Below are 26,326 nucleotides of genomic sequence, written 5' to 3'. Positions count from 1 at the left end.
TTCGGAGACAAATATAGGAATTACTATATTTAATGTCATGGAACAAGAATCCGTCAATCCGGCAATCGGCTCGATTCTCGACGAGCAGAAACTCAAGAACATTGTCTACCCGGCAAGGCTCTTCAGAACACGCCTTAACGAGGAATTCTTGCGGGCGAACCGGACACGTAAGCCTTTCCTGTACATCAAGATGTATGCCCACCAGTACGACTTCTTCGGCTGGGGCAGCCCGAGCAAGACCGTCGAGAACACCTGGCGCATCAGTATCCTCACGATGTTCTCGCACCTCCGGTTCATCGACGTCATGGGGTACCTGTCCGATGCTAGCGGTCTCGGCATCATCCTCCTGAATTCAGACCTTTCGACTCTCGAATCCATCCGCAAGGAAATCCTGCACAAACTCAACGACGCAGGTCTTATCCAGACTCTCCGCATCAATCCCAAGAGACCGATTTTCGAAGCCTACTTCTACACCGGATACCAGGAAAAGGACAACCTGGAACTCGCAGACAAGATCAAGGATTTCAATAGCACGAACGGCAGATTCTTCTCACTCGAGCGCCTGAATCTCGACCACATCTGGGAACACCCGCACAAGATCCGCTACCGCCATGTCATCAAGCGCCTTGTTGATGTTTCCTGCTCTAGCCTCGCACTAATCGTTCTTTCCCCGTTACTCCTGTTCTGCGCTCTCGCCGTAAAGATTAGCGACCACAAGGGACCGGTCATCTTCAAACAGACCCGAGTGGGCAAGAACGGCAGGTTGTTTACCATGTACAAGTTCCGCAGCATGTATGTAGATGCCGAAGAACGCAAGAAAGAACTGATGGCCCAGAACGAGACCGGCGGCAAGACCTTCAAGATGAAGAACGACCCGCGCATTTACCCGTTCGGCCGCGTGCTCCGCAAGTTCAGCCTCGATGAACTGCCTCAGTTAGTTAACATTATCAAGGGCGACATGTCCATCGTGGGTCCGCGCCCGCCGATTCCTTCCGAAGTGGAAGAATACGAACCTTGGCACCGCATGCGCCTTTCCGTAACGCCGGGCCTCACCTGCATCTGGCAAGTCAGCGGACGCAGTAACATTTCGTTCGAAGGGCAAATGCGCCTCGACAACGACTATATCCGTCGCGACGGCAAACTCGGCGAAGACCTGAAGCTTATCCTCAAGACGTTCAAGGTCGTATTCAAGGGCGAAGGCGCCTACTAATATTCGCCGACATGCGCAACTAAATTTCATGATTTCAATCACTGCGTTTTTCAAATGAAAAATGTAATTTTGTGGCATATTTAAAGGATGTGTGTTTATGCAAAAGAAATTCTTCGCCGCGGCACTCGCTGCCGCCTCTATAGCCTCAGCCGCCAACATTACCGTAGACCCTAGCGCTACCGCGCAGAAAATCGTGGGCTTCGGTGCAGGAGCCGCCTATTACCAAAGCTGGATTACCGCCATGAGTTCTTCGATGCAGAAGGACTTCTATGACACGGCATTCACGGGGCTAAACCTTTCGCTGCTGCGCCTCGGGAACTGGAAGCAGGACGAATCCAAGAGCATCGCCGACGATGCCGCCATCGTGAAAGCCGGCAAGGAACGCCTCGGCAACCGTCTCAAGATTGAGATGTCGAGCTGGTCTGCTCCAGGCACACTCAAGCCAAGCGGAGACGTGAACGGCAGCGTGAACGGCCAGAAGGTCAAAAGCCAGAACACGCTCAAGACTTCGAACAATGACCCGTACGGCAAGTTTGTCTACAGCGAGTTCGCCAGCTGGTGGAAGAAGAGCCTCCAGGCCTACGCCGCGGCAGGCATCACTCCCGACTACATCAGCCTCCAGAACGAGCCCGACATGGAAGCCGACTACGAAGAGACCCTCTTCGAGCCCAGCGAGACAAGCGAAATCGCAGGCTACAAGCAGGCACTCCAGGCTGTACGCGACTCCATCAGCACGCTCGCGAACCCGCCCAAGATTATCGGTCCCGAACCGCTCGGCATCGGCTACAGCAACTTCGAGAAATATGCGAAGGCGCTCGACAACAACAACCTCGACGGCTACGCCTACCACCTCTACCATGCGGGCGACGGCAACGACAACTCAGGCACGAACTACCTGAATCCGGAGAACTTCCGCAAGCCCATGAGCGCCATCGCCAAGAGTTATGGCAGTGACAGCAAGCCCATTATCATGACGGAATTCTGCACCATGGAAGACTCCGTGCGCGAACAGGACATGCTCGGCCTCGCCCACATCATGCAGGTCGGCTTCACGAGCGGCAAGCTCAACGCCTACATCGCCTGGGAACTCTTCTGGGGCGAACAGAACGGCCAACTCATCGGCGTTTGCCCGGGCAGCGGCTGGAGCGGTTGCACCGAAGCAAAACTCTACATCAACCCCGAATACCACGCCATGCGCCACTACTCCAAGTTCGTGAATCCGGGTTGGCGCGTCGTGAGCAGCACCGCCGACGGCAGCAACATCTATGCAGTGGCCTTCCGTAGCGCCGACTGCGACTCCATCTCCGTCATTGCCATCAACAAGGGCTCGTCACAGAACCTGAACTTCTCCGTGAACGGCTACAATCCAGTCTATGCCGTGCAATCTACCGAAAGCGGAGAAAAGAGCAAGACCGTTACCGCGGGCGCCATCATCGACGCTCCCGCCAAGTCCATCACGACGGTCGTGTTCACCACAGATAACACCGCCGCCCTCCAGTGCGAAGATTCTCCCATCGACGACCCGTACGTGGACCCCAACAAGAATTTCGGCGATTCTCTCGTGATTGTTGACTACAGCAAGGAATCTTCTGCCGCAGGCTGGACGAGCGACGAGACTCTCGGCGCCGTTACCTTCGAAGGCTCGTTCGTGAAGGTTCCGCTCGCCGGCTGCGCCCAGGACGATTGCGGCTACCAGCACGCCCTCTTTAAGCTCCCGGACGAAGTCGCCGTCAAGGACCCACTCTCCGTCTGTAAGGAACTCGTGTTCACCATGCAGAGCATTGACGCCGAAGACGCCTCCGTGAACATCGGCGGTGCGGGCGGCAGCACCTGGACAAGCTACCAGTACGGCAACACTGCGCCCGCGGGCTCCTGGGCCGAGGTCTCGGTACCGCTCGACAATGAAGTTGACTCGACCGGAGCCCCCTTCGGCTCCACGCAGCTCTCGTTCAACAGCGACAACGCCGGCATCTACATCGCTAAGATCGTGGCAACCGGTTGCGGCTCCGATGCCATCAGGGGAATGCGCACGAACTTTGCCAAGAGCGACCTGAACAAGGAAGCAAAGGTGTTCGACCTGAACGGCAACCTCCTCTGGACGGGTATCAAGGGCCAGGCCCTCAATGCTGACGGCACCCTCCGTCTCGACCTCAACAAGGGCATGTACATCGTGAAGACAAAGGCCTCGACCATGAAGGCCGCGAAGTAATAGCCATTAGTTATCCTCAATAGATTAAAGTTTGGCGCCCTTGGCGCCACCTTACGACAAACGCCCCCGCAATATGCGGGGGCGTCGCTGTTTAAAATCGAATTTAAACGCTATTCGCCTTCGGCGAGGGCTTCCTTGAATTCATCGACTATCGCGATGTATTCGTCAATCTTGTCTTCCTTGGAATCCAGGTACGAAAGGATCTGGTCCAGATGTTCCTTCTGGAACACGGCCTTAAGCTGGCGGCTGGCGTGACCCTTGTAACCCCATTCCTTGAGGATTTCGTCAGTCACGAGGAAGGAATCATCCATGGAGACAAAGTGCATCGGGCCGTAAACCGCCCAGTTGTGTTCCATCTGCATGCATTCCGGTTCCTGAAGTTCCGGATTCGACATGAAGCGCTGGATATGGCGGGTACGCACGTCCTTGATCTTGTCGATACGCATGTAACCCATAATTAGGTACTTGTTGCGCTTTTCCGAATCGCTCAGACCTTCATAGCGAGTCCCGAACAGGATATAGCGGCTCTTGGCACGCACAATGGCGTTAATATTCTTGACGTTGCAGCAGCTCATCAGGCCATAGGTGCTGGTTTCGTAGTTGGGTTCATAGAAGAAACCCTTGCCATTTTCGTTCAGCTGGTCACGGACCGGCATTTCGGTCTCGCGACTGGTTTCCACGTAAAGCAGGCTACCGGCGGCATTGCCACGGTAATCCTGCCAACCTTCGAGATTGATCTGTGTCTTTGGCATATTACAACTCACTATGATAAAAAAAACACAAGCGGACCTAAAAAGGTTCGTCAGTTACAAACGCAAAATACAATTTTATTACTTAAAGGACTACCGATTCGGCAGAGATTCCCTCAATTCCAAACAAAAACGCGCCTTTTTCGAAGAATTTCGCGGTATCAGACGTCAAATAGGTCGTTTTCCCGCCCTTCGAGAGGCGCTCATCCATCTCCGGGTGACGCCTAAGGTAGTCGAGTGTCTTGTTCGCCACGATATCGCCCTGGAAAACCAGCCGGACCTGCGGTGGCAGTGCGGTGCGTATTTCCGTCTCCAAGAGCGGGTAATGCGTGCAAGCCAAAAGCACCGTATCGATTAGCGGATCCTCGGCCAGGAGCGCGTCGACATCCTTCTTGACAAAGAAAGCCGCCCCTTCCGTACCGCACTCCCCATATTCGACCAGCGGGACCCACATGGGGCAGGCATGCTGGGTTACCTTCAGGTCCGGGAAGAAGTTACGGATTTCAATACCGTAGCTATTCGAAGACACCGTACCCGAGGTCGCAAAAATCCCGATATGTCCCGTTTTGCTATAGCGGCCAATCTCTTCCGTCGTGGGCCTGATAATGCCAAGCACCCTCTTGTCGGGGAACTCATACGGAAGCACATCCTGTTGGATGCTCCTGAGCGCCCTCGCCGATGCCGTATTGCAGGCAAGTATCACGAGCGGACACCCCCTGCCAAATAGTTCACGCACGGCCTGGAGCGTGTAGCGGTAGATGGTCTCGAAACTCCTCGATCCGTACGGCGCACGCGCATTGTCGCCCAGATACAGGAAATCGTAACTGGGCATTACCTTCTTGAGGTTCTGCAATATGGTGAGCCCACCGAAGCCGGAATCGAAGACGCCTATCATACCGCAGCTTCCATCCTGTCGCGGACAAGGTGCATCAAATCCTTACGCGGGTCGATCGTCCCCCGCTCGGCGATCATCGCCTTCACGTCTACAGGTTCAAGGATTTTCACCGAAACCTTGCAACGCGAAGAATCCTTGCGGTGTTCCCACGTAAAGCCCGACCCCTTGATATAGACCGGAAGTATGGTAGCCTCGGTTTCAGCCGCTAGGCGGAAACCACCGCTCTTGAACGGCACCATGTTCTCGTCCTTGCCGCGGGTCCCTTCCGGGAAAATAAACAGTCTCGGCGCACGGCCCTTCGCCATCGCCTCTCGGATAAGCTTGGCTCCGCCGCCCTTTTCGCGATTGATAAGCACACAGCCAATCTTTTTCATCCAGAATCCGAGGAACGGGATAAAGCGGAGTTCCGCCTTCGCTATAAAGCCGATAGTGCGTTCAATCGTAAGGAATATAATCGGGATGTCCGCATACGAATTATGGTTCCCCATCACGAACACGGGGCGCGTCCAATCCACACGGCCAAGAATCGCCTGATCTTCAACCGAAAGATCGATACGCAGTACCTTCATGCAAAAGCGGGCAAAGCACTGGATTTTCTTGTCCACCCAGAGATTGACTTCCTTGTGCTTAAAAGCCATCACAAAAGGCAACACCAAAATATGTGCAAACATGTAGGAAAGTACTTGCACAACAACATGTATTTTGAACAAAATAAGAGGCATTTTCAGACCTTCCGAAAGTTCTGCGTCGCGGGGCAGGAACCTCGACCGCCTGTAATTGCGGAGTCGCCCCTTCCAGTAACGCTGTTTACAATATAACAAAATCAGGTAAGCCTCGGCCCGCGTAACCCCGACATAATAGAGCCGCCGTTCTTCGTCAAGTTGTTTTTTCCGCTCCCGTCTGCTGCCGCCGCACTCTCCGGGAGTGAGCCCCTCGGCAAGCCCGGCATAGAACACGACCGCATATTGAAGCCCTTTTGAAGCATGGACCGTTTCAACATGGATACCGTCTTCGACCGCCTCCCCGTCAATCTCCTCACCCGCAATCGGAAGTTCGGCATCACGCAGGACTTCCTCATAATAGACGCGCTGGCGGTTATACCGCACGAGGATAGCGAAATTTTTCCAGGCAAGGTCGTAACTTTCGCGCAGTTCCTTTATCCTACAGATTATCTTGAGCATTTCCTCGATGGGAGTGTCCGACATCCACACCTCGGGCGCGCGATTTTCCCTAAAAATCGGATTGCCGCCAGAGCCCTTGGGGTTCCCGGCGCGCAGCACCTTCCGCAGCCGGAGGGGTTTGTTCTCGAAGATGTCATTCGCCAGGTGCAATATGTTCGGAGTCGAACGGTAATTCCACTCCAGCCGGATAAGCGTACTCTCCTTGAAGTCGTCACAAAAGCGGTTGATGTTCCCGATATCCGCCCCGCGAAAACCGTATATGGCCTGGTCGTCGTCCCCGACGACAAACAAGCTTTTCCTATCGCCAAGAAGTGCTTTGACCATGCGGTATTGCGACGGGTTTATATCCTGGTATTCATCCACCAGGATTTCCGTCCACTGCCTGTGGAAATACTCTCGCGCCTCCTCGTGGCCTTCAAGCAGGCGAATCGCCTGGAATATCAAATCCTCAAATACGACCTGCCCACTTTCGAGTACGGACTGCCGGAGTTTCGCAATGCGGTGCGTCACCGACGGAGCATACGAATCATCAAAGAGATTTTCACGGTTGAACTTCAGGCCACGAATATGGAGGCGCGAGAGTTCATCCATAAAATCGCGATTCGCCGATTCCTGCGGCACAGGAGGCTTCTTGAATCCGACCATTTCGTAAGCATACACGCCACCAATCTTTTGCTTGAGCATATAAAGCGCAAGCGAATGGAACGTACAGAGCCGCACTCCCGCGCCGGGAAACAACGTTTGCACGCGTTCCCGCATCTCGGTAGCGGCCGCCGCCGTAAATGTAAGCGCCAAGATGTTTTCGGGATTCACCCCCATGGCAATCCGGTACTGGATCCGTTTCGTAAGGACAGATGTCTTTCCCGAGCCCGCTCCCGCAAGGATAAGCAGTTGCGCTCCCTTCTGATGATCATGTAAAACGGCTGCACGCTGGTCTGCATTCAGACCGCGCAAGATGCCCTCGGCATCCATAGTCAACCTCGATGGAATGGGGCCGCTCTAGTTCCGCGCCCCGCTATCTAAAAAAATCAGGCACTCACCTGACAGCCTTAGTGGCCGACTTCCCTCCCAGGAGGAAGACGAACGCACCAAACAAACTCAAAATCAAACTTACAAAATAGGCAAGTAGCTGTATCACAACCGATTCCAGACTCGCCACCCCAGCACGCGCAAAAAGCGTCTGTGCAAGCAGTTCACGCGGGCCGAAACCGCCGATAGATATCGGGAGCGCGCTCACGATGGCTACCAGCGGGATGTAGTAGAAATACCAGGAAATAGAAAGCGCGACACCCACCGCCAATCCGCAGTAGAAATGCACGAATACGCGAAGCGACTGCGTCACGAAAGACAAAAGCGAAATCTGACACCAGAGCCTGAACGAGCGAAAATGTGTAAAGCGTTCGAACATATGCACAAGGCGCTCGCCTATCGACTGCGGCAAGAACCTCGACATTACGCTCGTGCAAAGGCGCCCGATACGACGGCTGCAAAGTCCCGCAAACATCGCGCAGAAACCGAGGAAAATCCAGATAGACGGCCAGATGAACGAGCGTTGTGCTTCATCGTGTACAAAGAACAGCACTCCCATCGCAAGCGCAAACAAAGTAACAAAGAACAAACCGTACAGGCGGTCGAAGAATGTGGCGGTGAGGCCCGCGCCCACAGTATCTTGCCCACCCTGCATGCGGATGTCATAGACCTTCTTCACGTCACCGCCCACGTTACCGGGCATAAAGTTGTTGAAGAACAGCCCCACGTAGTAGAGCTTAAGCAAATGCCCATAGCTCAAGTGGACGCTCTGACGTTCAAGCAGAAGTTTCCATTGTAGGCAAGCCGTGAAATTCGATGCCGCAAGGCACACAAGGGCCAGTACAAACGGGAGGATACTCTTCGTCGAGAAAAGCCTGTACAAGTCTCCAATATCCCAATCCGGAGCGCTCACAATATTCCTGTACACAAAATACGCCGGGACAAGAGTCACCAGGAGCTTTGCCAGAAACACCAGCGAAGATTTCAGTTTGGGATTCATCGGCATAGAAATACTAGGGCTTGCGTCCGATGACACCGATGGAAAGTTGAGTATAGTGCATCACGGGGACAGACACGAGCGCATCCAGGATGCCATCCTTCGCCTTCTGGTACAAGGTCCCGTTCAGCGGGTACTTCGGGAGTTCAACACCCAGCTTGAATCCGAGTTCACGCAGCATGCGGTAGAACAGGTTCGGCCGCATCCAGTCGCCGTAGGCGTATTCGCACTTGAATCCGGCATCAGTCATCAACTTCTTCAGTTGCCCCATGGTAAACTGTTTTTCCCATCCGGCAAACCACTTGTCCATAGCGATAAGGATATGCTTGATAACCGTATAGGGGTGAACCGTCTGTGGCACATCGCAGAGGCAGCAACCGCCGTGCTTCAGGATGCGGTAGTTTTCCTGGATGAGCGGGAGCGAATTCTTGAAATGTTCCGCCAGACCCTGATGGAAAACAAGATCAAAGGTGCAGTCGGGGAACGGCGCCTTGAACGCATCGCCACGCACCAGCTTCAAATTCTCGTAAAGGTTCTCGCGAGCTCGCAGACCGTCTACAATCTTGAGGCTGTTTTCAGCAAAGTCGAGCACATAGACTTCGGCACCCAGGCGCGCAAGTTCCGCACTGTCGCGACCCGTACCGGCCCCCACTTCGAGCACCTTCAGCCCCTCGAGTTTAAAATTCTTCTTGATGGCGTTCAGCACGGACGGCGAAGACGGATAGACCTTCCCCATGTCGTTTTTCCGCTGCCAGAAACGGTTCCATACAGATTGATCTGGTTCTTTAATTGACATAACGCGCAAAATATACGAAATTGGCAACCAAAAGAAGAACCCGTGCAGTCAGAAAATCTACTGCAGGCGACCGTTCGGCACCAAACTCTCCCCTGCAGCGCAAATTTCAGTTTACAAAATTTATGACATTTGTTACATTTTGTAACAATAAATTGGTTTCGCACAATGTTTTTGACAAAATCTAACAGGAAAATCCTCCCAGAACCCCATTAAATCCGCTTTTTACGCAACCCGTATAAAAATTTACACTTTTGGCACGTTACTTGCTAATAAAAAAAGCGATATTTAAGGGGCAAGGAAATAAAATGCATATAGATTCCACCGATACCACACTTAAACGTTACCTTGAAGACATCAGAAGAACCGCTCCCCTCTCCCGTGAAGAAGAGCAGATTCTGTTCCAGAAAGCTAAAGAAGGTGACAAAATAGCCCGTAAAAAACTGATTTCCGCGAACATGAGGTTCGTGCTGAAGGTAGCCATTCAGTACCGCGGCTGCCCGATTCCGCTGCCGGACCTGGTCAGCGAGGGCGCCATGGGTCTCGTGCGCGCAATCGAATCGTTCGAGCACACCCGCGGCCTCAAGTTCATCAGTTACGGCGTATGGTGGATCAAGGCTTACATTACCCGTGCCATCAACGAGCAGGGCAACCTTATCCGCCTGCCGGCAAACCAGCACCTGCGCGTGCGCAAGGCTCTGCACGAACAGTCCCGCGGTAAAGAGATTAACGAAGAAATTCGCGAGCTCATCCAGATCGGCCAGCGCGGCGTTTCCTTCGACAGTCCGCTCAAGGCTGACTCCAAGGCAACCTACGCCGAAGTGCTCCCCGACACTGGCGCCACGAACCCGGAAGCCGATTCCGAAATCCAGAGCGTCGAGGTTCTCGCACGCGACTTGATGGAACAGCTGCCCGAGCGCGAAGCGAAGGTCATCACCGGCATCTTCGGCATCAACCAGGAAGCCCCGCAGACGCTTCGCGAAGTCGGCGAGTCCATGAACATCTCGCACGAACGCGTCCGTCAGCTGCGTGACCAGGCTCTCCGCCGCATCCGCAAGTACAACAGCAAGGAATTCCTCCAAGAGAAAAAGGACGCTTTCTTGGCTGCGATTAACAAGTAATCGCAGCCTTATGACGCATGGGGCTCCGCCCCCTGGACCCCTTTTCCAGATGTTGGAATACGATTAACAAGTAATCGTCATCAAAAAAAATTCAGGAGCCCGCGCAAGCGGGCTTTTTTCATACCGGCGCAACCCTTACGCGAGGATTTCAAAAAAATGTTTCACGTGGGCATCTTTTTTCGTAAAACGGAAAAAAAGAAAGAGCCCCGTGAGGAGCTCTTTCCTAAGAAGGAGAAAATATTGAGACATATCCGGAACCTTAAACCCATCAGGAGGGGAGCAATGATGGAGTCGTTTGAGGATTTACCTTTCAATCATCCCAACGTTTAAAATATACCATAAAAAAACACATCCGGCAAGTGTTTTTTGTGTTTTTTGCGAAAAAATTATGTAAAAATTTATTCTTCGCGGAAAATGATTTTGCACTTGGGCAAGAAGCGGAAGCCGCCACGACGATGGCGTTCGATCTCGAAATACTTCTTCACGCCCTCGCTCATGGAGCCATCCTTCTCTTCGGTGCCGTTGATGTGAGCAATAACACGGTTCAATCGGCTTTCGAAGTTCGGGCGCAGCGGGTCCATGCAGATAGACGGATCACGCTTGAACTCGCGGTTTTCGTATTCCTCGCGGCCAGTAGCCGTATACTCGCGAAGCAGGTTGCGGAGGATGCGCGCCGGAACGTTGCGCATCAGGTGCTTGCTGTTCACAGAGATGGAATCATCGCTCTTGTAATACACCACTTCTACAGAGTCATTCATTGCTCCGAGAAGTTGTTCCTGAGCCTTCTGGATCGGCTGCCAGACATCAAACTCCTGCTTCACCACAGAGCTCATCAACTTGAGGAACGGTTCCTGAGTGACGACATTCGCCTTGAACCTCGCATCGAGGATGTTGCTCGGAGTTCCGTAATAGCAACCCTTACGCAGCAAGAGTGCGTTCGTCTTGGCGTCGCAGACATCTTCAAGAGCGAGCACGCAGCCCATCTCCCGTTCGGAAGTTCTCGGCCAATCAAAACCGAACTGATCGATACATTCACCAAAGGTGGTGGTCCGGCCAACCAGGCGGTCACCCACATACACGTTTCCATCTATCATTTCGGCCGGAACGCGATTTTCCAGAGCTTCAATAAAAGAGGTCTGCGTCGCGACATAGCCCATATGCTCATAGGCAGGCGTGTTCAAGAGGAGCGGGCCAATGCGGAAAAGACCAAGAACCCAGCGCATCGGGTTCGATACCAAGGCACCCGGCGTCTCGAACTGGAACGAGAAGTACATATTCCTTTCGTCATTCTCGGTTGTATCGCGCAAGATTCCAGCATTAATCAAGAACGGGTAGCGTTTGGGAATGATTTCCAGGCAAAGAGCACGAACGTCTTGCGTCTGGTAGAACTGCGATACAAATGGGAGGTAGGTACGAAGAACGCTACGAGCCGGAACAGCTTCGAAGTCGGCACAGCGCTTTACAATACGCTCCACAAAATCATCGGGGTTTTCACCACGGTCGTACAACCATTGCACCAGGTTATCGAAAACGAAGTGGTGTGAATTTTCGTCAATGAAAGTACCTTCGAAAAACAGATCGTTTACCAGTTTTGTATCGAATCGTGCATCACGACGAACAAGCGAAAGAATATCCTTGACCGAATAGGTCATCAGCAACTCTATATGAGCCAGTTGCATAAAGAAATTCGAAATCACTATTCTATCCTCTCTTTTTTGGAGACCCCTAACCACCGGAATCCAACTGCATTTTAACAAAAAATAGAGGTACAGCGTGGTAAATGTCTATATTTTGGGTATGAAAAGCGCCGAAATACACATTTTAACGGACGAAATAATCAATAAAATAGCTGCGGGCGAGGTTATCGAGCGCCCTGCATCCGCCGTTAAGGAACTTATCGAAAACTCTATAGACGCCGGCGCGACACGTATACAGGTCCAAATCGAGCAGGGCGGCAAGAAAAAGATTCTCGTTGCAGACAACGGAAAAGGCATGGGCAAGGAAGACCTGAATTTGTGCTACCTTCGCCATACAACGTCCAAACTGCAATCTGCAGATGACCTTTTCCACCTGCAGACAAATGGTTTCCGCGGAGAAGCAGTCGCCTCCATTGCCGCCATATCGAAAATGACCATTTCGACCGCCACCGAAGACGGAGATGGCGGCAGACTTATCCTCAAGGGCGGCAACATCGAGGACGAACAAACTTACACCTCCGGTCATGGTACGACATTCCTTATCGAGGACCTTTTCTTCAATACGCCTGTTCGCCGCACATTCCTCGGGAGCGAGACATCCGAGGGAACAAGAATCCTTGACGTCGTACTGAAGACCGCCATCGCACACCCCGAGATCCGCTTTGACTACAAGGTGGGCGACAAGGCCGTATTTATCGGAGTTCCGGGAGAACTGCGCTCTCGACTGGCAGAGGCCATCGGCTCCGGAGTCGCCAAGAACCTATTGCCTGTCGACTACACCGAGGCAGGAGTCCATGTTTCGGGCTACATCTCCCCCACAACCGAAACAAACGGCAAGCGCCACCACCAGTTCCTCTTTATGCGCAAGAGGCCCATCGAAAGCAAGGTGATTGCAAAGGCGATTTCTCAGGCTTACGAGCCCTATGGCGCACAGTGCAAGCCCGTCACGGTACTGTTCCTCGACATGCCGGACCAGGAATTCGACGTGAACGTCCACCCCGCAAAGCGCGAAGTGCGTTTTGCAAACCAGAACCTCGTGTTCCTCGTAGTGAATCACGCCATACGCGATACGTTCCAGAAAGATTTAGAAGCGAAATCCCCATTTATCGACCTGAGCGCGAGTATGGTCCAGGCAGACACCGGCGATGCGCCCGTACCGCAATACCAGGCCGCACCCGCCTATAGCGCCCCGATTTACAAGATACCGGAAGTTCCGCGCACTAACGAAGTAAGCGACAGGCAAAAGACCAACAGCTACAGTGTAGCGGACGACGTTCAGGACCTATTTTCCCAACCGGAAGCCGGAAAAATCATCTCTCTTGAACCTGGACAAGGCAACGTTCCCGAGCCAAAGCCCGAGAGCGCCCCGTGGACGCCCCCGACACTTTTCCAGATTGCAAACACCTATATCGCCGGAGAAGATGCGGAAGGCCTGCTTATCATCGACCAGCATGCGGCACACTCGCGTATTCTGTATGAGCGAGCGCTTGCAACACTCGAAAACGGCTCGGACCTCGACAGCCAGGAACTCCTATTTCCGGAACTGATCGAGTTCTCGAAGATGGAGAAACAGGTTTTCTCAAGCGTCGAGATGCAGCTGAAGAAACTCGGATTCTTCGTGGAGCACTTCGGTGGAGACACTTTCCAGATTCGCTCAATACCCAGCGCGCTCCCCCTTTCCCGTGCCATCAAGGCGGTCCACCAGTTTCTGGACAGTTGCGCAGAAACCGGCGATGCCGATCCGAAGCACATCACGGATACCATCGCGAAGGCATGGTCCAAGACAAACGCCTACCAAGCCGGCGACAAGCTCAAACCCGAAGAAATGGCCCAGTTGATGGGGCAACTGATGTCGACAGAGGAACCGCTAAAATCGCCCTATGGCGCGCCGACACTAATGCGCATCACGCTTGACGAACTCGCCAAGAAATTCAAGCATTAGCGATTCGGGGCTTTTCGCATTCACAAACGTTTCATCCAGGGCATCCGCAATCGCCCTGGATGTTTCTGTATTGCATTGAACAAGGGCATCTGCGACCCTGTCAATGCAGGCCTTTTGGCGCGAACCGCCACGCATAAAGAAGAATTCAGGAACAGCCGCGCGCTTAAGCAGAATATTCGGGAGCGCAAAGAAATCCGTTTTCACGAAGCGGCTCCCGACAAAATAAGTGAGAGGTTCGATTACGCCCGCAATCACAAGAGGCACGCCGGAACGCGCAAGTTCAAGGGAAGCAGACCCCGGAGCAGAAAGCGCATAGGAATATTCCGCAAACATGGCGGCACGGGCGGCGGCATCGACGGGAGGGATTTCAACAGAAATCCACTCGGGAATTTTCTGCCCGCAGGATTTGCAAAGCGCCCGAGCAAACGGTTCGACAAGGGCTTCACGCGAAGCCAGTACGGTTATACGGCCAGACGGATTTGCGGAATGCCACTGCGATGCGACTGCGGCAAAGAACGGGAGGTTGCGGAGAGCCTGCGACTTACGACTACCGGGAAGGAGGAGTAAGTTTGAATTCAAGTTGCTGCCGACAACCCGCGGGAAGGGGTGTTGGAGGCATTCCACCCTACAGCCGCGTTCCTCATAGAACTTACGTTCGAAATCAAACAGCACCGCCAAGCGCGCTTTACGTAGGCGCTTTACGCGGCTGCTTTTCCAGGCCCATGCCTGCGGGGGCGCCACATACAGGGCAGGCTTTTTCAGTCTTTCCGCCATCTGTATGAGTTTCATGTTGAACCCGGGATAGTCGATGCAAACTACAGCAACGCAGTCTTCGCTCTTCAACAGACCTTCAAGATGCGCCAAGATCCGCTTCAAGCGGAACACGCGCGGAAAAATATCAAGGAACCCCGATACAGGCAGCGTCTCATAATCTTCGACAACATCAAGCCCCGCCGCCTGCATCCGGAAACCGCCCACACCTCGGGCAATGAGCCCCAAATAGACCGCCTCACGCACGAGGGATTCTCCCAGCACGTCGCCGGAATCCTCGCCCGCACAAAAAAGGACAAAAGGGGTGTGCATACTAACGTCTCGATTTCGGAGACACCCACAATTTCATGATGCCCAGGTCCTGACGCAGCCACGCAAGTAGTTCCTGCGTGTAGAGGACCTTGTACTTGTGCAGCACAATGGCATGCTCGTAGCCGGATTCCGTTTCCACATGGCAGACAAGTTCACAGGGATGGTCCCCCATTTCGGTATCGGCAACAAAGCGCTGGAGACCTTCCTCCATCTTCGCAAGGAACTCATCCGAGAAAATGACAGAATCCATGCAAACGTGGATAAAGTTCACCATAGATTCACGCACCGTATCGAGTTGTACGACTTCCTCGACTGTTATCTGGAGTTCCTCGGTCATCTTGCGTTCCTTATCGCGCTTGTAACCGAGAAGTCCCTTCACAAGAATGCGGTCGTCTTCAGAAATGTGGTCGCGGAGGTTTTCCCAAGTATCCTTCTTGAAGAAGAGTTCCACATCGCTATGGAAATCGCGGATCATGCCCACGCCAATCGTGTCTCCACGCTTGGTTTCGATGGACTTCATCTGTATAACGACGCCGCCAACGACAACTAGGCTATCCACCTTCTTTTTCAAGTCGTCATAAGCAAGCGATACCGTAGTAAATCCCTTAAGTTCGGGGCGGAATTCATCGAGCGGATGGCCCGAAAGGAACATGCCAAGGACTTCGCGTTCCTTGTTGAGCATTTCCATACAGCTCCATTCTTCTGCATCTTCCAAGACTTCGGCGGTATTCTCCATCGAAGCGCTAGCGCCGCCCATGTCAAACAGGGACATCTGCCCCATCGACTTTTCTTCTTGGTGCTTGGCGGCCACCTCGATGGCCCTATCGACCGTCGCCATAAGGACTGCTCGATTACCGGGGAACGAATCAAGCGCACCGGCCATAATTAGGCATTCCAGGACTTTCTTGTTCAGAGGCGGATGCTTTTCCTTGAAAGCCCCCTGGTATTCCGCAACGCGCTTACAGAAATCAAAAATATCCTTGAAGGGGCCGCGCTTCTCGCGTTCGGCAACCACATCTTCGACGACGGCAAGGCCCACGTTGCGGATGCCAGCCAAGCCATAAAGGACATGTCCCTCCTTGTCCGCCGTAAATACGCCATACGACGTATTGATATTCGGGGAAAGAACCTGGATATTGATGCGCTTGCATTCCTGGATGATGGTAACGATATCTTCGGTCTTGCCCATCTTCGAGGTCATCGAGGCAGCCATGTACTCGGGGCCATAATTCGCCTTCAGGTAAGCCGTCTGGTAAGCCACGTAGGCATAGGCGGCAGCATGACTCTTGTTGAACGCGTATCCGCAGAACGGGAGCACGGCGTCCCAGACCTTCTGGATCATGGCCTTGTCGTAGCCCTTATCCAGGCACTTCTGGAAGAACTCCGGTTCAAGTTTTGCCATCTTTTCGGGCATTTTTTTCGCCATGATACGGCGGATATTGTCAGCGCCACCCAGCGTGTAGCCGCCCAGAATCTGGGCGAGTTTCATCACCTGTTCCTGGTAAACGATAACGCCGTACGTTTCGCCCAGGACCTGTTCCAAATCCGGATGGTAGCAGTCGATTTCTTCCTTGCCGTTCTTACGTGCAATAAAGTGCGGAATCTGGTCAATCGGCCCCGGACGGTACAGCGCGTTCATAGCGATCAAGTCAAAGATTCGCGTCGGTTTCAGTTCGCGCAGGTACTTCTGCATACCCGGAGATTCGAACTGGAACACCGTAGTCGTCATGCCCTTGCCAAGCAAGTCAAAAGTCTTCTTGTCATCGAGCGGGATATGGCCCATGTCCAAATCAATCCCGCGATTTTTCTTGACCATGTTGACCGTGTCCTGGATGATGGACAAGTTGATGAGGCCAAGGAAGTCCATCTTCAAAAGGCCAATATCTTCGGCATAATGCTTGTCGTACATCACCACCGGAGTGTCAGCAGGAGCCGCACGGTATAACGGAGCCAGGTTGTAAATCGGGGTCGGCGTAATCACCACGCCGCACGCATGCACGCCAGTCTGTCGGGGCAAATCCTCAAGCTTTTTCGCAATATCCCAAAGGTTCTGGTAACTGGCGCGGCTATTTATGAACGCCTGCAAGGGTTCTGGACTATAACCATCTTCAAGATTATTTCCCTTCTTGTCTTTACCCGTCCAAGCCTGCTTCAGGCTGAAATTCAAGGTACGCTGCGGAAACAGCTTGGTAATCTGCTTCGCCTCTGCCGGCGGGAACCCGAGCACTCGCGCCACATCGGTCACCACGGCCTTCGACTTGAGCATACCGTAGGTAATAATCTGCCCGACGCAATCGTAGCCGTACTTGTCGGTCACGTACTGGATAACGCGCCCGCGGTCGCGGTCAGCAAAGTCCGTATCGATATCGGGCATGCTCACACGTTCCGGGTTCAAGAATCGTTCGAAAAGCAAGTCGAACTTGAGCGGATCAATGTCGGTAATGCCGATGATGTAGGTGACAAGTGAACCTGCCGCAGAACCACGCCCCGGACCCACGGGAATACCGTGTTCGCGGGACCAGTTGATAAAGTCCCACACAATGAGCAGGTAGCCAGCCACGTTCATGTTGCGGATACAGTTGAGTTCCTTGTACATGCGCTTGGCCACGTCGGTCTCATGCGCAGGGAACTTAAAATCCTCGTCAGGGAAACGCCATTTTAAGCGTTCGTTACAAAGGTGGGTAATGTAGATATCGGCATCACCACCCGGTTTGCACCACCTGTGGACGCTCTTGTCCCAGGCCTTATTGTCTTCTTCGGTAAAGAATTCCGGCTGTGACAAGCGTTCTATTTCAGCCTTATCTTCGTCGGTAAGCGCATCAGGTTCAATTCCCTTTTCGGCACAATATGTCTCCGTGACCTTTTTCTTTTTATCCTTGATAACGCCCTTAAGTTCACGTTCGCGGATTACCGGATACTCGGCATCGTATTCCGCCTTCATGATTTCTTTGATGCGCGTATATTCTTCGGATTCCAGGAATTCCTTGGGAATCTTAAAACGCGGCCAGAAGTCGTCGCCAATACCTGTCTTTACAGTAAAGTTGCAGCGTTCCGCAATCTTCACCGTATTCTCGATAGCGCCCGGAATATGCCCGAAAAGGGCTCGCATTTCTTCTTCGGTGCGGAAATAGAACTTATCCGTCGGGAAGCGAGCATCCGTAAAATCGTTTAGCGTACACTTAAGCGAGATACAACGGAGCACCTTGTGGGCCATGGCGTCTTCGGGCTTGATGTAATGAACATCGGCCACAGCGACCACCTCGCGTCCCATTTCGCTTGCGAGTTTCACATTGAACTCATTCACGCGTCCCTGTTGTTGCACACCATTATCGCATACAGACAGGTATAGATGGTCCCTGTCAAAAATCTTATCCAGGGAATCCATGTACTCGCGAGCCAGGGAGTCTCGGCCCGAAGACACGTTCTGGCCATAGCGGCTAAAGAAGTCTCCCGCGATGGCTATCAGACCTTCCTTGTGCTGGTTCACAACATCCAGCGGAACCGAGGGAATCTCAGCCCAGCGGTCGCTCTCCTCATAGCGATAGCTGACTATGCGCAAGAGGTTGTAGTAGCCTTTCTCGTTCTCCACGAGAAGCGTCAAGCGCTCAAACGACGTCGGATCCTTCTGGCTTGCGCTTGGAGAATCAATATAGACATGGCAGCCGTAAATGGTCTTTACCGGCGGGAGCCCCTTCTCCTTGCGAGCCTTGTTCAATTCCTTGCCGCGAGTCTGGATTTCCAAGATGCCAAACATGGCTCCATGGTCCGTAAGGGCAACTGCAGGAGCATTGTCATCAGCAGCGGCGGCAAGGATGCCGTCAAGACGTGCAGACGATTTTAAAACGGAAAACTCGGAATGAACTTGCAGGTGAACAAAAGCCATATCCGCAATTTAAAAATTTTTTTGAATCTACGAAGTAAATACAAAAAGCCAGGCTTATTTAGCCGGGCCCATCCGATTCAAAGCGGTATACTATTCGTCAATTTCACCCTGTACCTTAAAGGCATAGTAGTTACGCTTTCCTTCGTAGGTGACGTACAATCGATAGGTACCCGGAGCCAAACCAGTGCAGGCAGTAGCGTTAAACTTCGGATCACTGTAATCTGTCAAGTCAATGCAGCCATAGTAAACGCTACCCACGGGGAGCAGTTCCTTGACGACCGAACCATCCCTTAAGTAAAGGCTATAGGTAAACTTGTCATACGCATTGGAGTCTATTACGAGTTCATAATCCGGAGGGCAAACCATTTCGGTCACTAGCTTAAGATGGACGACATTATTGTCTAGCGAATCGAGATCCGTTGACATGTCAATGCCTGTAGAGCACTGGCCTTCCGAGAGCGAGTCGAGTTCGTCTTCCGATTCTTCGTTTTCACCAGCAGGATCAGCCGCAGGCGGAAGGGAGTCAACGACCACAACCGGGGCTTGGACATCGTAACGCGTTACATTCGAAATACGGAACTGGTCGAACGCACCGGCAGTCGTCATTCCCTGATACTGGTCAACACCCTCCATGCAGCACTTGGACTTGTACCCTATCACAAAAAGGTTCTCGAAGGGGATTCCACGCATGGCCGGAGCGTAGCCCAAGTCATGCTCTTTCTTGGCAACCAGCTTGCCATTCAGCCACAGGCTCATGTAGCCATCGCCCCATTGACCGGCAATCAGGTTCCAGCCGGAATCCAGCGCAATCATATTCTTCACAAAGAAATGCTGGTTGTGATGGTTCTTCTGGAATATCAACTCGCCATCTTTATAGAAGAAATGAATTCGGGCACCATCGTTACCCAGAAGGGTACGAGCCGGCTTATCGTAGAATTCCTTACCCGGATGGAACCAGAATTCGACCGTTCCCACCTTCATCGAATCAATCAGGTTCACACCCAGCGGAGCCACCTGGCCATCGGCCAACGACACCGCCTTCCCGCAGACACCGTCCACCAGTTCCCCTTCCTGGTAAATGGTCTCCAGTTCATCAAAGAACAGCGTATTGTCATCCATCGCCAAGGCCGGCGCCGGGCAGCGCAAGTTATCGCGCGTGTAGGGGTCATAAACGTAAATTCCCTTTTCGGAGGCCGCCTTGAAATAGCCCGGAATGCCCATAGAGTCCAAACTGCTCCACAAGGCGAACTTGAGAATCGCATTCGAGTCGGACTTTGCGACATTATGGATCATGGAATCTTCGGTCGAACCAGCAGACGTCGAGTCTCCGGAGCAAGCCCAGAGGCCAAGACAGCCAACAACTGATAGACAGAGAAATTTTTTCAGCATTTCCTCTCCTTCCTATAAAAAGACAGGATATAATATAAATTAATTAGGTCCCAGAAGAAAAAAAATTGTATCTTTTTTTACATGAAACGTGCACTTATTACAGGGATTACCGGCCAGGACGGTTCCTATTTAGCAGAATTGCTTCTCGAAAAAGGGTATGAAGTTTTCGGACTCGTACGCCGCAAAAGCAAGCTGGACTTCAACAACGCAGAACACCTCAAAGGCAAGGTGGAATTCATTTTCGGCGACATGACCGATTCCGCATCGCTCCTGCGCGCCATGGAAATCGCGAAGCCCGACGAGATCTACAACCTTGCGGCCCAGTCCTTCGTGACGACCTCCTGGGAAACTCCGCTTTCCACTGCAGACATCAACGCCATCGGCGTGACCAAACTTCTAGAAGCAGTCCGCCTCTGCAAGCCCGACACGCGCGTTTACCAGGCATCTACCAGCGAAATGTTTGGCAAGGTGCAGGCTATTCCGCAAAACGAGTCGACCCCGTTCTACCCGCGCAGCCCCTACGGCGTTTCTAAGCTTTACGGCCACTGGATTACCAAGAACTACCGCGAAAGCTACGGCATGTTCGCCTGCTCCGGCATTCTGTTCAACCATGAATCGGAACGTCGCGGTGCAGAATTCGTTACAAGGAAGATTACCATCGCCGTCGCTAAAATCAAGGCCGGCCTCCAGGATGTACTGGAACTCGGCAACATGGATGCCAGCCGCGACTGGGGTCACAGTGCCGACTACGTGCGTGCCATGTGGCTCATGCTGCAGCAGCCCACGGCAGACGATTTCGTCATCGCCACCGGCAAGACGCACAAGGTCCGCGAATTTGTATTGCTCGCATTCAAGGCCGCCGGCATGGACATCGAATTCCATGGTGAAGGTGAAAAGGAATACGCCACCCTCAAGGGCACCGATAAGGTGGTCGTGAAGGTGAACCCGCAGTTCTTCCGCCCCGCCGAAGTCGACCTGCTCATCGGTGATGCCGGCAAGGCCAAGAAAGTCTTGGGCTGGGAACCGGAAATCAGCTACGAACAGCTGGTAGAGCGCATGGTCAAGAGCGACATGAAACTCCTCGCCGAAGGCAAGATTTAATGAATACCGTAGTCATCGGAGCAAAAGGTTTTGTCGGTGGCTACCTGGTAAAGGAGCTTGAGTCCGCAGGCCACAAGGTTACTGCCGTAGATATCCCGGAAGTAAACCTCCTGGACCGCGAATGCATCGATAGGCTCTTGCAAAATACCAAGCCCGACTATGTGGTGAACCTTGCGGCCATCAGTTCCGTCGGAGCATCCTGGAAAGACCCTGCCTCGACAATCCAGGTGAATGTGGTCGGCACGCTCAACGTGCTCGATGCCATCGCAAAGCATTCCCCGAAGGCAAAAACGCTCCTTATCGGTAGCGCCGAGGAATATGCCCAGCAAAGCACCCCGCTCAAGGAATCCTGCGACCGCGAGGCAAGCAACCCCTATGGGATTTCGAAAATAGCGCAAGAAAATTTCGCAGAACTCTACCGCAAAAAATACGGGATGAAAATCATCTGCACACGTTCGTTCAACCACACTGGCGTTGGCCAACGCACCAGTTTTGCACTCCCGAGTTTTGTACAGCAAGTGGCTACAATCGAAAAGAGCGGCCAACCGGGCGTAATCAAGGTCGGGAACCTCAGCGCATGGCGTGATTTTTCGGATGTACGCGACGTAGTGCACGTTTACCGCATGCTTCTCGAGAACAAGAACAAGTACGAAGTCTACAACGTCGGTTCGGGAATTGCACACAAGGTTGGCGACCTGCTCCAGACCATCATCGGGTTCGCTTCCGTGAACATCAGTGTGGAGCAGGATCCCGAAAAGATGCGCCCCGTCGATATTCCCTACCAGTGCTGCGACAATTCCCGAATCGTAGAACTCGGATACTGGAACGGGACAAAAATTGAAGAAACGCTGAAATGGATGTTCGACCATGAGTGTGGCGCCAAGAATTGCAATTGACGCCCGCATGGTAAGCAGGTCCGGGATTGGCACCTGCATTCAACATTGGCTGCGGGATGTGGGCTACAGCATCGCGCTCGGCGACCCGAAGGACCTCGAAGCCTACAAAGATTCTGTCCCTGCGCAAATTCCCTTCATCAGCGGCATCTATGGCTACAAGGAACAGCTAAGGTTCCCCTACGGCAAGTTGCGCAAACAGAAGCCCGACGTACTGCATGTGCCGCACTGCAACGTACCGCTCTTTTACCATGGCAAGATGATGGTGACGGTCCATGACCTCACCCACCTGGTATACCCGGAATTCTTGCCGATGAAACTTGCGCACCTGTACTTCAAGTTCATCTTCTGGTTTATCTGCAAGCGGGCAAACCGCATTCTCGTAGATTCCGAAAACACCAAGCAGGACTTGCTCCGGTTCTACAAGGCCGATGCAAAAAAGATGACCGTCGTCCCGCTAGGTTACGGGAAGGAATTCGTCCGCAAATCCCGCGAAGAAATTGAATACCTGTACGGCAAATACAATATTCCCCGCGACAAGAAGATCCTCCTGTACGTCGGGAACCTGCTCCCCCACAAGAACCTGAACATGCTCCTGCAAGGTTTCGCACAAATGAAGGGGAAAGAAGATTGCAGGCTCGTACTTGTCGGGAAGGCGTTCGATGGCCGCACGCAAGATACCCGCGAAAAAGACTTGGGTATCGAAAGTCTCACCATACACGCCGGCATGGTCAGCCAGGAAGACTTGGTAAACTTCTACAACCTCGCTGACCTTTTCGTATTGCCCTCGCTGTATGAAGGTTTCGGGCTCCCCGTACTCGAAGCATTCGCCTGCGGCACTCCCGTCGCCTGTTCCAACACGTCGTCATTGCCCGAAGTCGGGGGCAACGTGGCAAAGTACTTTGACCCGAAAAGCGCCGAAAGCATTGCCCGCACATTGGAAAATTCCATCAATGACAAGGGCAAATACGACAAAGAAATTCTCGACTGGGTGAGCAAATTCACCTGGGAATCAAGCGCACGGCAAATTCGCGAAATAGCAACAGAACTTGCAGCAGAAAAAGGTTAAGGTATGCAGCAGGGTTCGGCAAAAAAGATTCTTTCGGGCATGTTGAAGGCCGTCATCAGCATTGGTGGCCTTGCCTACATATTCTACAAGGTTCCGTTTGCCGATGTAAGCAACCACTGGACAGCACAGGCCCTCCCCTGGATAGCGCTCATCCTTTTCTGCACGCTTTTCAGCATGTTCATCCAGGCGAACCGCTGGCGCGGGCTCTTGCTCGAAGAAGGCAGGAAAATCAAGTTCCGCACGTTCTATGCCTATATAGCCCTCGGGTATTTTTTCAACAACCTGCTCCCCAGCGGGTTCGGCGGTGATGCCGTCAAGACCATCGCCTTCGGCAAGCGCTTCGGGAACATGGCAAACTCGGTCGCGGCAGTCGCCATCTCTCGCGTGATGGGTCTCATCGCGATGTTCATCTGCTTCTTTGTAACGCTCCCGTTCGTCATTGCCCGTTACGACATTCCCGCTGTCTACACGGGGGCTGTCTGTGCCGTCGCGCTCGCATCTGTACTAGTCATTGTCAGCGGGCTATTTTCAGACAAAATAAGAATCCCCGCCAAAATTTCTGCACGCATTCCATTCCTTACAAAGTTGCAGGATGCGTTTTCCATTTATCGCGGCTACAAGAAGGCGTTCTTCCTTTCGGGCCTTGATTCCATCTGGCTACAGATTTCTTCCATCGCCATCCATTACGCCTATTTCCAAGCGGTAGGCGTTCCGGTAGATATCGCGACAATTACGGTTTTCATGACCATCACCATCACGGTATCCATGTTGCCCATTTCTATAAACGGAATCGGCATCCGCGAAGGCGTAAATGTGAGCCTCTTCACAGGTCTTCTCGGCATTCCCGCCGACATTGTCCTTGCCGCAGCACTTCTGGGGTATATCCCCATGGTATTCCAGGCCGTGCAAGGTGCCGTGGTATTCGCAACCCTAGGAAAGCGAAAATAGGCTTTTTATCGTCTAAAAATTGTCCTTAAACACTTTTTTTTGACGAAAAATAAGTTTTTTGTTCTTTTCATCTTCTTTTTTCTTATTTTTCTTTACAAACCCAAAAGAAAGGAAGGACAAAATGAAATTTTTCAAACAAGCCTCCATTATCGCTTTCTGCACTCTGGCATACTTGACAGGGTGTTCCTCCACGGACGACGAATCATCGCCCACAAAGTCAAAAGACGATCCCATTTCTGTCGACGACCCGCAAAAAACCGAAGTCGACGTCGTTGCCGGCTGCGAAGAGATTACAAACGCAGATGACAAGGCAGCAATCGAAGAAATCAAGACAAAACTTACAGATGTATACTCCGCCTTCGGCAGGGGTGACTTGAGCACCGCTCAAGAAATGAGTGCCGACACCAAGTCGGATATCGAGAAAATCCTCAAGAAATACCCCGGAAACTGCGAAGCTCAGCTTGCCTATGTCGCATCCATAATCTCGGATATTGCAAACAACAAGAAAATCAACAATTTCCTCGACACTCTGGCTGCACGCAACGGCAAAAAAAAGGCAGCGCTCTTCTCGAAAGATATTGGTGATGCCGCCAAACTTTCATTTAACTACACCATCAACTCGTCCGACGATATTCGCGGCATTTTGGTGAGCGACGTGCAGTCTGCTATCGGAAACGCCATTCCGTCGCTGGATTCCGCCATCAGCTACATGACGAACATCGCAAATGACGAAGAATTCACTTGCACCTATCCAGTCAAGAACCGTGACGTTGAACTGGACCGCGGTGAATTCGCCCCTGTCCTTGCCGCCCTGTATGTAGCAAAGGCATCCCTTACCGCGCTCGTCAGCATAAACCTTGATGTCGACGACAACGGGAAATACGACTGGGTCGATTCCCTGATGGAACTCGAAGCCAAAGTCAACTACTACGACAACCATGGCTTTGAACACCTGTTCAAGCTTATCGGGAAAGACAGCAAATTCACAAGCATCCACGATTCCTGGAAAACGGAATACAAGAACATCCCGAACCTGTTGGACAGCGCGATTACCTACGGGCAGCTTGGCCTACAATACGGCCTTGAAGAAGCGAAAAACGGCCTCGAGACTCAGGAAAATGACCTGTATGTCGTGGGTGACGGTGAATTTGCCGACCTGAGCACCAAGGACGCCCAGAAGTTTATCGACACCCTGACATCCATCAAGAAACAGCTCCACGAAGGGTTCGAAATCCCGTACGCCGAAGGCAAGACCATCAAGGTCAACATCTCCAAGCTGTTCGAGAATACAGACGGCATCCAGAAATTCCTGCCCTACCATGTTGTCAACGACAAGTCCGAATGGGTGAACCCGGATGGCGGTTTCTACTGGTCCGAAGCCATAGAAGAACAAGCTTACGCCCAGAGATTCATGCAGTCGTATGTGGCCCAGGAATACTACAAGTTTAATCCCGACATAGAGAGCAACCAAGTCTCCGGATGGGATGACGACGAGACCTCGGGAACAATTTTCATGGATGTCTACGAACCTGAACGCATCAAGGCAGAAATCGGCTACGTTGCTGACGGTTGCAAGATCAAGTTCGTCGTCAACAGCTACGTGGAAGGCGACCCCTGGGCCATGATTAATAGCGACGAACCGACAACGAAAACCGAATGGAAGATTCCCGACGTGACACTCCCCGCAGGAATGTGCAAGGAAGACAAGGGTACCATCAAGTACGCCGTAGCCTACTACGAGAACGAAGTTCCCAACTACGGCTACTTCACCGACAAGGACGGCAAGAAGACCGCAACCATCCAGGAACTCGTCAACGGAAAGATGGTCGACACCGAAATCGAGCCTTACAAGTACGAAGATCTACGCAAGTTCATCATCTTCCCGGATATCACCTTCGGCGGAATTTTCCCCGACATGACTGTAGATGCCTTCTGGGATGACATCCTGCCCGCCATCTTCGGCGACGATGACGAAGAAGACTGGGATGAAGACTGGGACGACGAATACGACTATTAATAACAAAACGTGAATACTTTTTTCAAACCGCTTTACACCATAGGATTAACAAGTTTTCTTGTGACATCCTTGGTGTACGGTGAAACAAAAGGCCTCGCCCATTGTGGCGGCCTTTTTCTA

18 protein-coding genes are annotated in these 26,326 nt (G+C 52.5%); 9 read left to right on the top strand and 9 right to left on the bottom strand.

What is annotated here, in order from left to right; all coding sequences use genetic code 11:
• Positions 1-37 precede the first annotated feature (37 nt).
• The gene (locus tag B7994_RS02975; RefSeq protein ID WP_088636973.1) at positions 38-1,210 is read left to right on the top strand and encodes a sugar transferase; all 1,173 of its coding nucleotides are present in this window, start codon (positions 38-40) and stop codon (positions 1,208-1,210) included.
• 97 nt (positions 1,211-1,307) lie between these two features.
• Positions 1,308-3,419, top strand: coding sequence for a glycosyl hydrolase (locus B7994_RS02970; protein WP_088636972.1), 2,112 nt, complete (start codon positions 1,308-1,310; stop codon positions 3,417-3,419).
• Positions 3,420-3,529: 110 nt separating this feature from the next.
• Here the strand turns inward: B7994_RS02970 and B7994_RS02965 are convergent, their stop codons facing one another.
• The 5 genes from B7994_RS02965 to B7994_RS02945 all read right to left on the bottom strand — a co-directional run bounded on the left by B7994_RS02965 (position 3,530) and on the right by B7994_RS02945 (position 9,066).
• Entirely contained in the window at positions 3,530-4,171 is a 642-nt protein-coding gene (locus tag B7994_RS02965) for a hypothetical protein (protein WP_088636971.1), read from the bottom strand.
• A gap of 82 nt (positions 4,172-4,253) precedes the next feature.
• A complete protein-coding gene (gene murI, locus B7994_RS02960) occupies positions 4,254-5,063 on the bottom strand; it encodes a glutamate racemase (RefSeq protein WP_088636970.1) in 810 nt (269 codons plus the stop codon).
• Complete coding sequence (locus tag B7994_RS02955; protein WP_233142963.1) at positions 5,060-7,216, bottom strand: UvrD-helicase domain-containing protein; 2,157 nt, start codon at positions 7,214-7,216, stop codon at positions 5,060-5,062. Before B7994_RS02955 ends, murI begins: the two co-directional genes overlap by 4 nt.
• A 64-nt stretch (positions 7,217-7,280) precedes the next feature.
• Positions 7,281-8,273 carry a lysylphosphatidylglycerol synthase transmembrane domain-containing protein gene (locus tag B7994_RS02950; protein WP_233142962.1) on the bottom strand — a complete coding sequence of 331 codons (993 nt, stop codon included), beginning with the start codon at positions 8,271-8,273 and terminating at the stop codon, positions 7,281-7,283.
• A gap of 13 nt (positions 8,274-8,286) precedes the next feature.
• Positions 8,287-9,066 (bottom strand): class I SAM-dependent methyltransferase, encoded by a 780-nt coding sequence (locus B7994_RS02945; RefSeq protein ID WP_088636968.1) that lies wholly within the window; start codon positions 9,064-9,066, stop codon positions 8,287-8,289.
• A gap of 305 nt (positions 9,067-9,371) precedes the next feature.
• Here B7994_RS02945 and B7994_RS02940 point away from each other — a divergent pair, with 305 nt between their 5' ends.
• Positions 9,372-10,184, top strand: coding sequence for an RNA polymerase sigma factor RpoD/SigA (locus B7994_RS02940; protein WP_088636967.1), 813 nt, complete (start codon positions 9,372-9,374; stop codon positions 10,182-10,184).
• A gap of 398 nt (positions 10,185-10,582) precedes the next feature.
• Here B7994_RS02940 and B7994_RS02935 read toward each other — a convergent pair whose 3' ends face one another.
• A complete protein-coding gene (locus B7994_RS02935; RefSeq protein WP_088636966.1) occupies positions 10,583-11,881 on the bottom strand; it encodes a hypothetical protein in 1,299 nt (432 codons plus the stop codon).
• A gap of 100 nt (positions 11,882-11,981) precedes the next feature.
• Here B7994_RS02935 and mutL point away from each other — a divergent pair, with 100 nt between their 5' ends.
• Positions 11,982-13,823 carry a DNA mismatch repair endonuclease MutL gene (gene mutL / locus B7994_RS02930; protein WP_088637220.1) on the top strand — a complete coding sequence of 614 codons (1,842 nt, stop codon included), beginning with the start codon at positions 11,982-11,984 and terminating at the stop codon, positions 13,821-13,823.
• Here mutL and B7994_RS02925 read toward each other — a convergent pair.
• The 3 genes from B7994_RS02925 to B7994_RS02915 all read right to left on the bottom strand — a co-directional run bounded on the left by B7994_RS02925 (position 13,776) and on the right by B7994_RS02915 (position 20,178).
• Complete coding sequence (locus B7994_RS02925) at positions 13,776-14,906, bottom strand: hypothetical protein (RefSeq protein ID WP_088636965.1); 1,131 nt, start codon at positions 14,904-14,906, stop codon at positions 13,776-13,778. The genes mutL and B7994_RS02925 overlap by 48 nt on opposite strands.
• Before the next feature lies 1 nt (position 14,907).
• The gene (gene dnaE, locus B7994_RS02920; RefSeq protein WP_088636964.1) at positions 14,908-18,789 is read right to left on the bottom strand and encodes a DNA polymerase III subunit alpha; all 3,882 of its coding nucleotides are present in this window, start codon (positions 18,787-18,789) and stop codon (positions 14,908-14,910) included.
• Positions 18,790-18,879: 90 nt separating this feature from the next.
• Complete coding sequence (locus tag B7994_RS02915) at positions 18,880-20,178, bottom strand: LamG domain-containing protein (RefSeq protein WP_144063721.1); 1,299 nt, start codon at positions 20,176-20,178, stop codon at positions 18,880-18,882.
• Between the two features lie 81 nt (positions 20,179-20,259).
• Between B7994_RS02915 and gmd the strand changes: the two genes are divergently transcribed.
• The 5 genes from gmd to B7994_RS02890 all read left to right on the top strand — a co-directional run bounded on the left by gmd (position 20,260) and on the right by B7994_RS02890 (position 26,206).
• A complete protein-coding gene (gene gmd / locus B7994_RS02910) occupies positions 20,260-21,279 on the top strand; it encodes a GDP-mannose 4,6-dehydratase (protein ID WP_088636962.1) in 1,020 nt (339 codons plus the stop codon).
• The gene (locus B7994_RS02905) at positions 21,279-22,175 is read left to right on the top strand and encodes a GDP-mannose 4,6-dehydratase (protein ID WP_088636961.1); all 897 of its coding nucleotides are present in this window, start codon (positions 21,279-21,281) and stop codon (positions 22,173-22,175) included. Before gmd ends, B7994_RS02905 begins: the two co-directional genes overlap by 1 nt.
• Positions 22,153-23,241, top strand: coding sequence for a glycosyltransferase family 1 protein (locus B7994_RS02900; protein ID WP_158213055.1), 1,089 nt, complete (start codon positions 22,153-22,155; stop codon positions 23,239-23,241). Before B7994_RS02905 ends, B7994_RS02900 begins: the two co-directional genes overlap by 23 nt.
• Positions 23,242-23,244: 3 nt before the next feature.
• On the top strand, positions 23,245-24,189 hold the full coding sequence (locus B7994_RS02895) for a lysylphosphatidylglycerol synthase transmembrane domain-containing protein (RefSeq protein WP_088636959.1): 945 nt from the start codon (positions 23,245-23,247) through the stop codon (positions 24,187-24,189).
• A gap of 121 nt (positions 24,190-24,310) precedes the next feature.
• Positions 24,311-26,206, top strand: a complete 1,896-nt coding sequence (locus B7994_RS02890) for a hypothetical protein (RefSeq protein ID WP_088636958.1) — start codon at positions 24,311-24,313, stop codon at positions 26,204-26,206.
• The last annotated feature ends 120 nt before the right edge of the window (positions 26,207-26,326 follow it).

This window comes from Fibrobacter sp. UWR2 (genome assembly GCF_002210285.1).
Taxonomy (GTDB): Bacteria; Fibrobacterota; Fibrobacteria; order Fibrobacterales; family Fibrobacteraceae; genus Fibrobacter.
The sequence above is the reverse complement of the archived record's forward strand: the minus strand, read 5'-3'. Positions and strand labels throughout refer to the sequence as shown.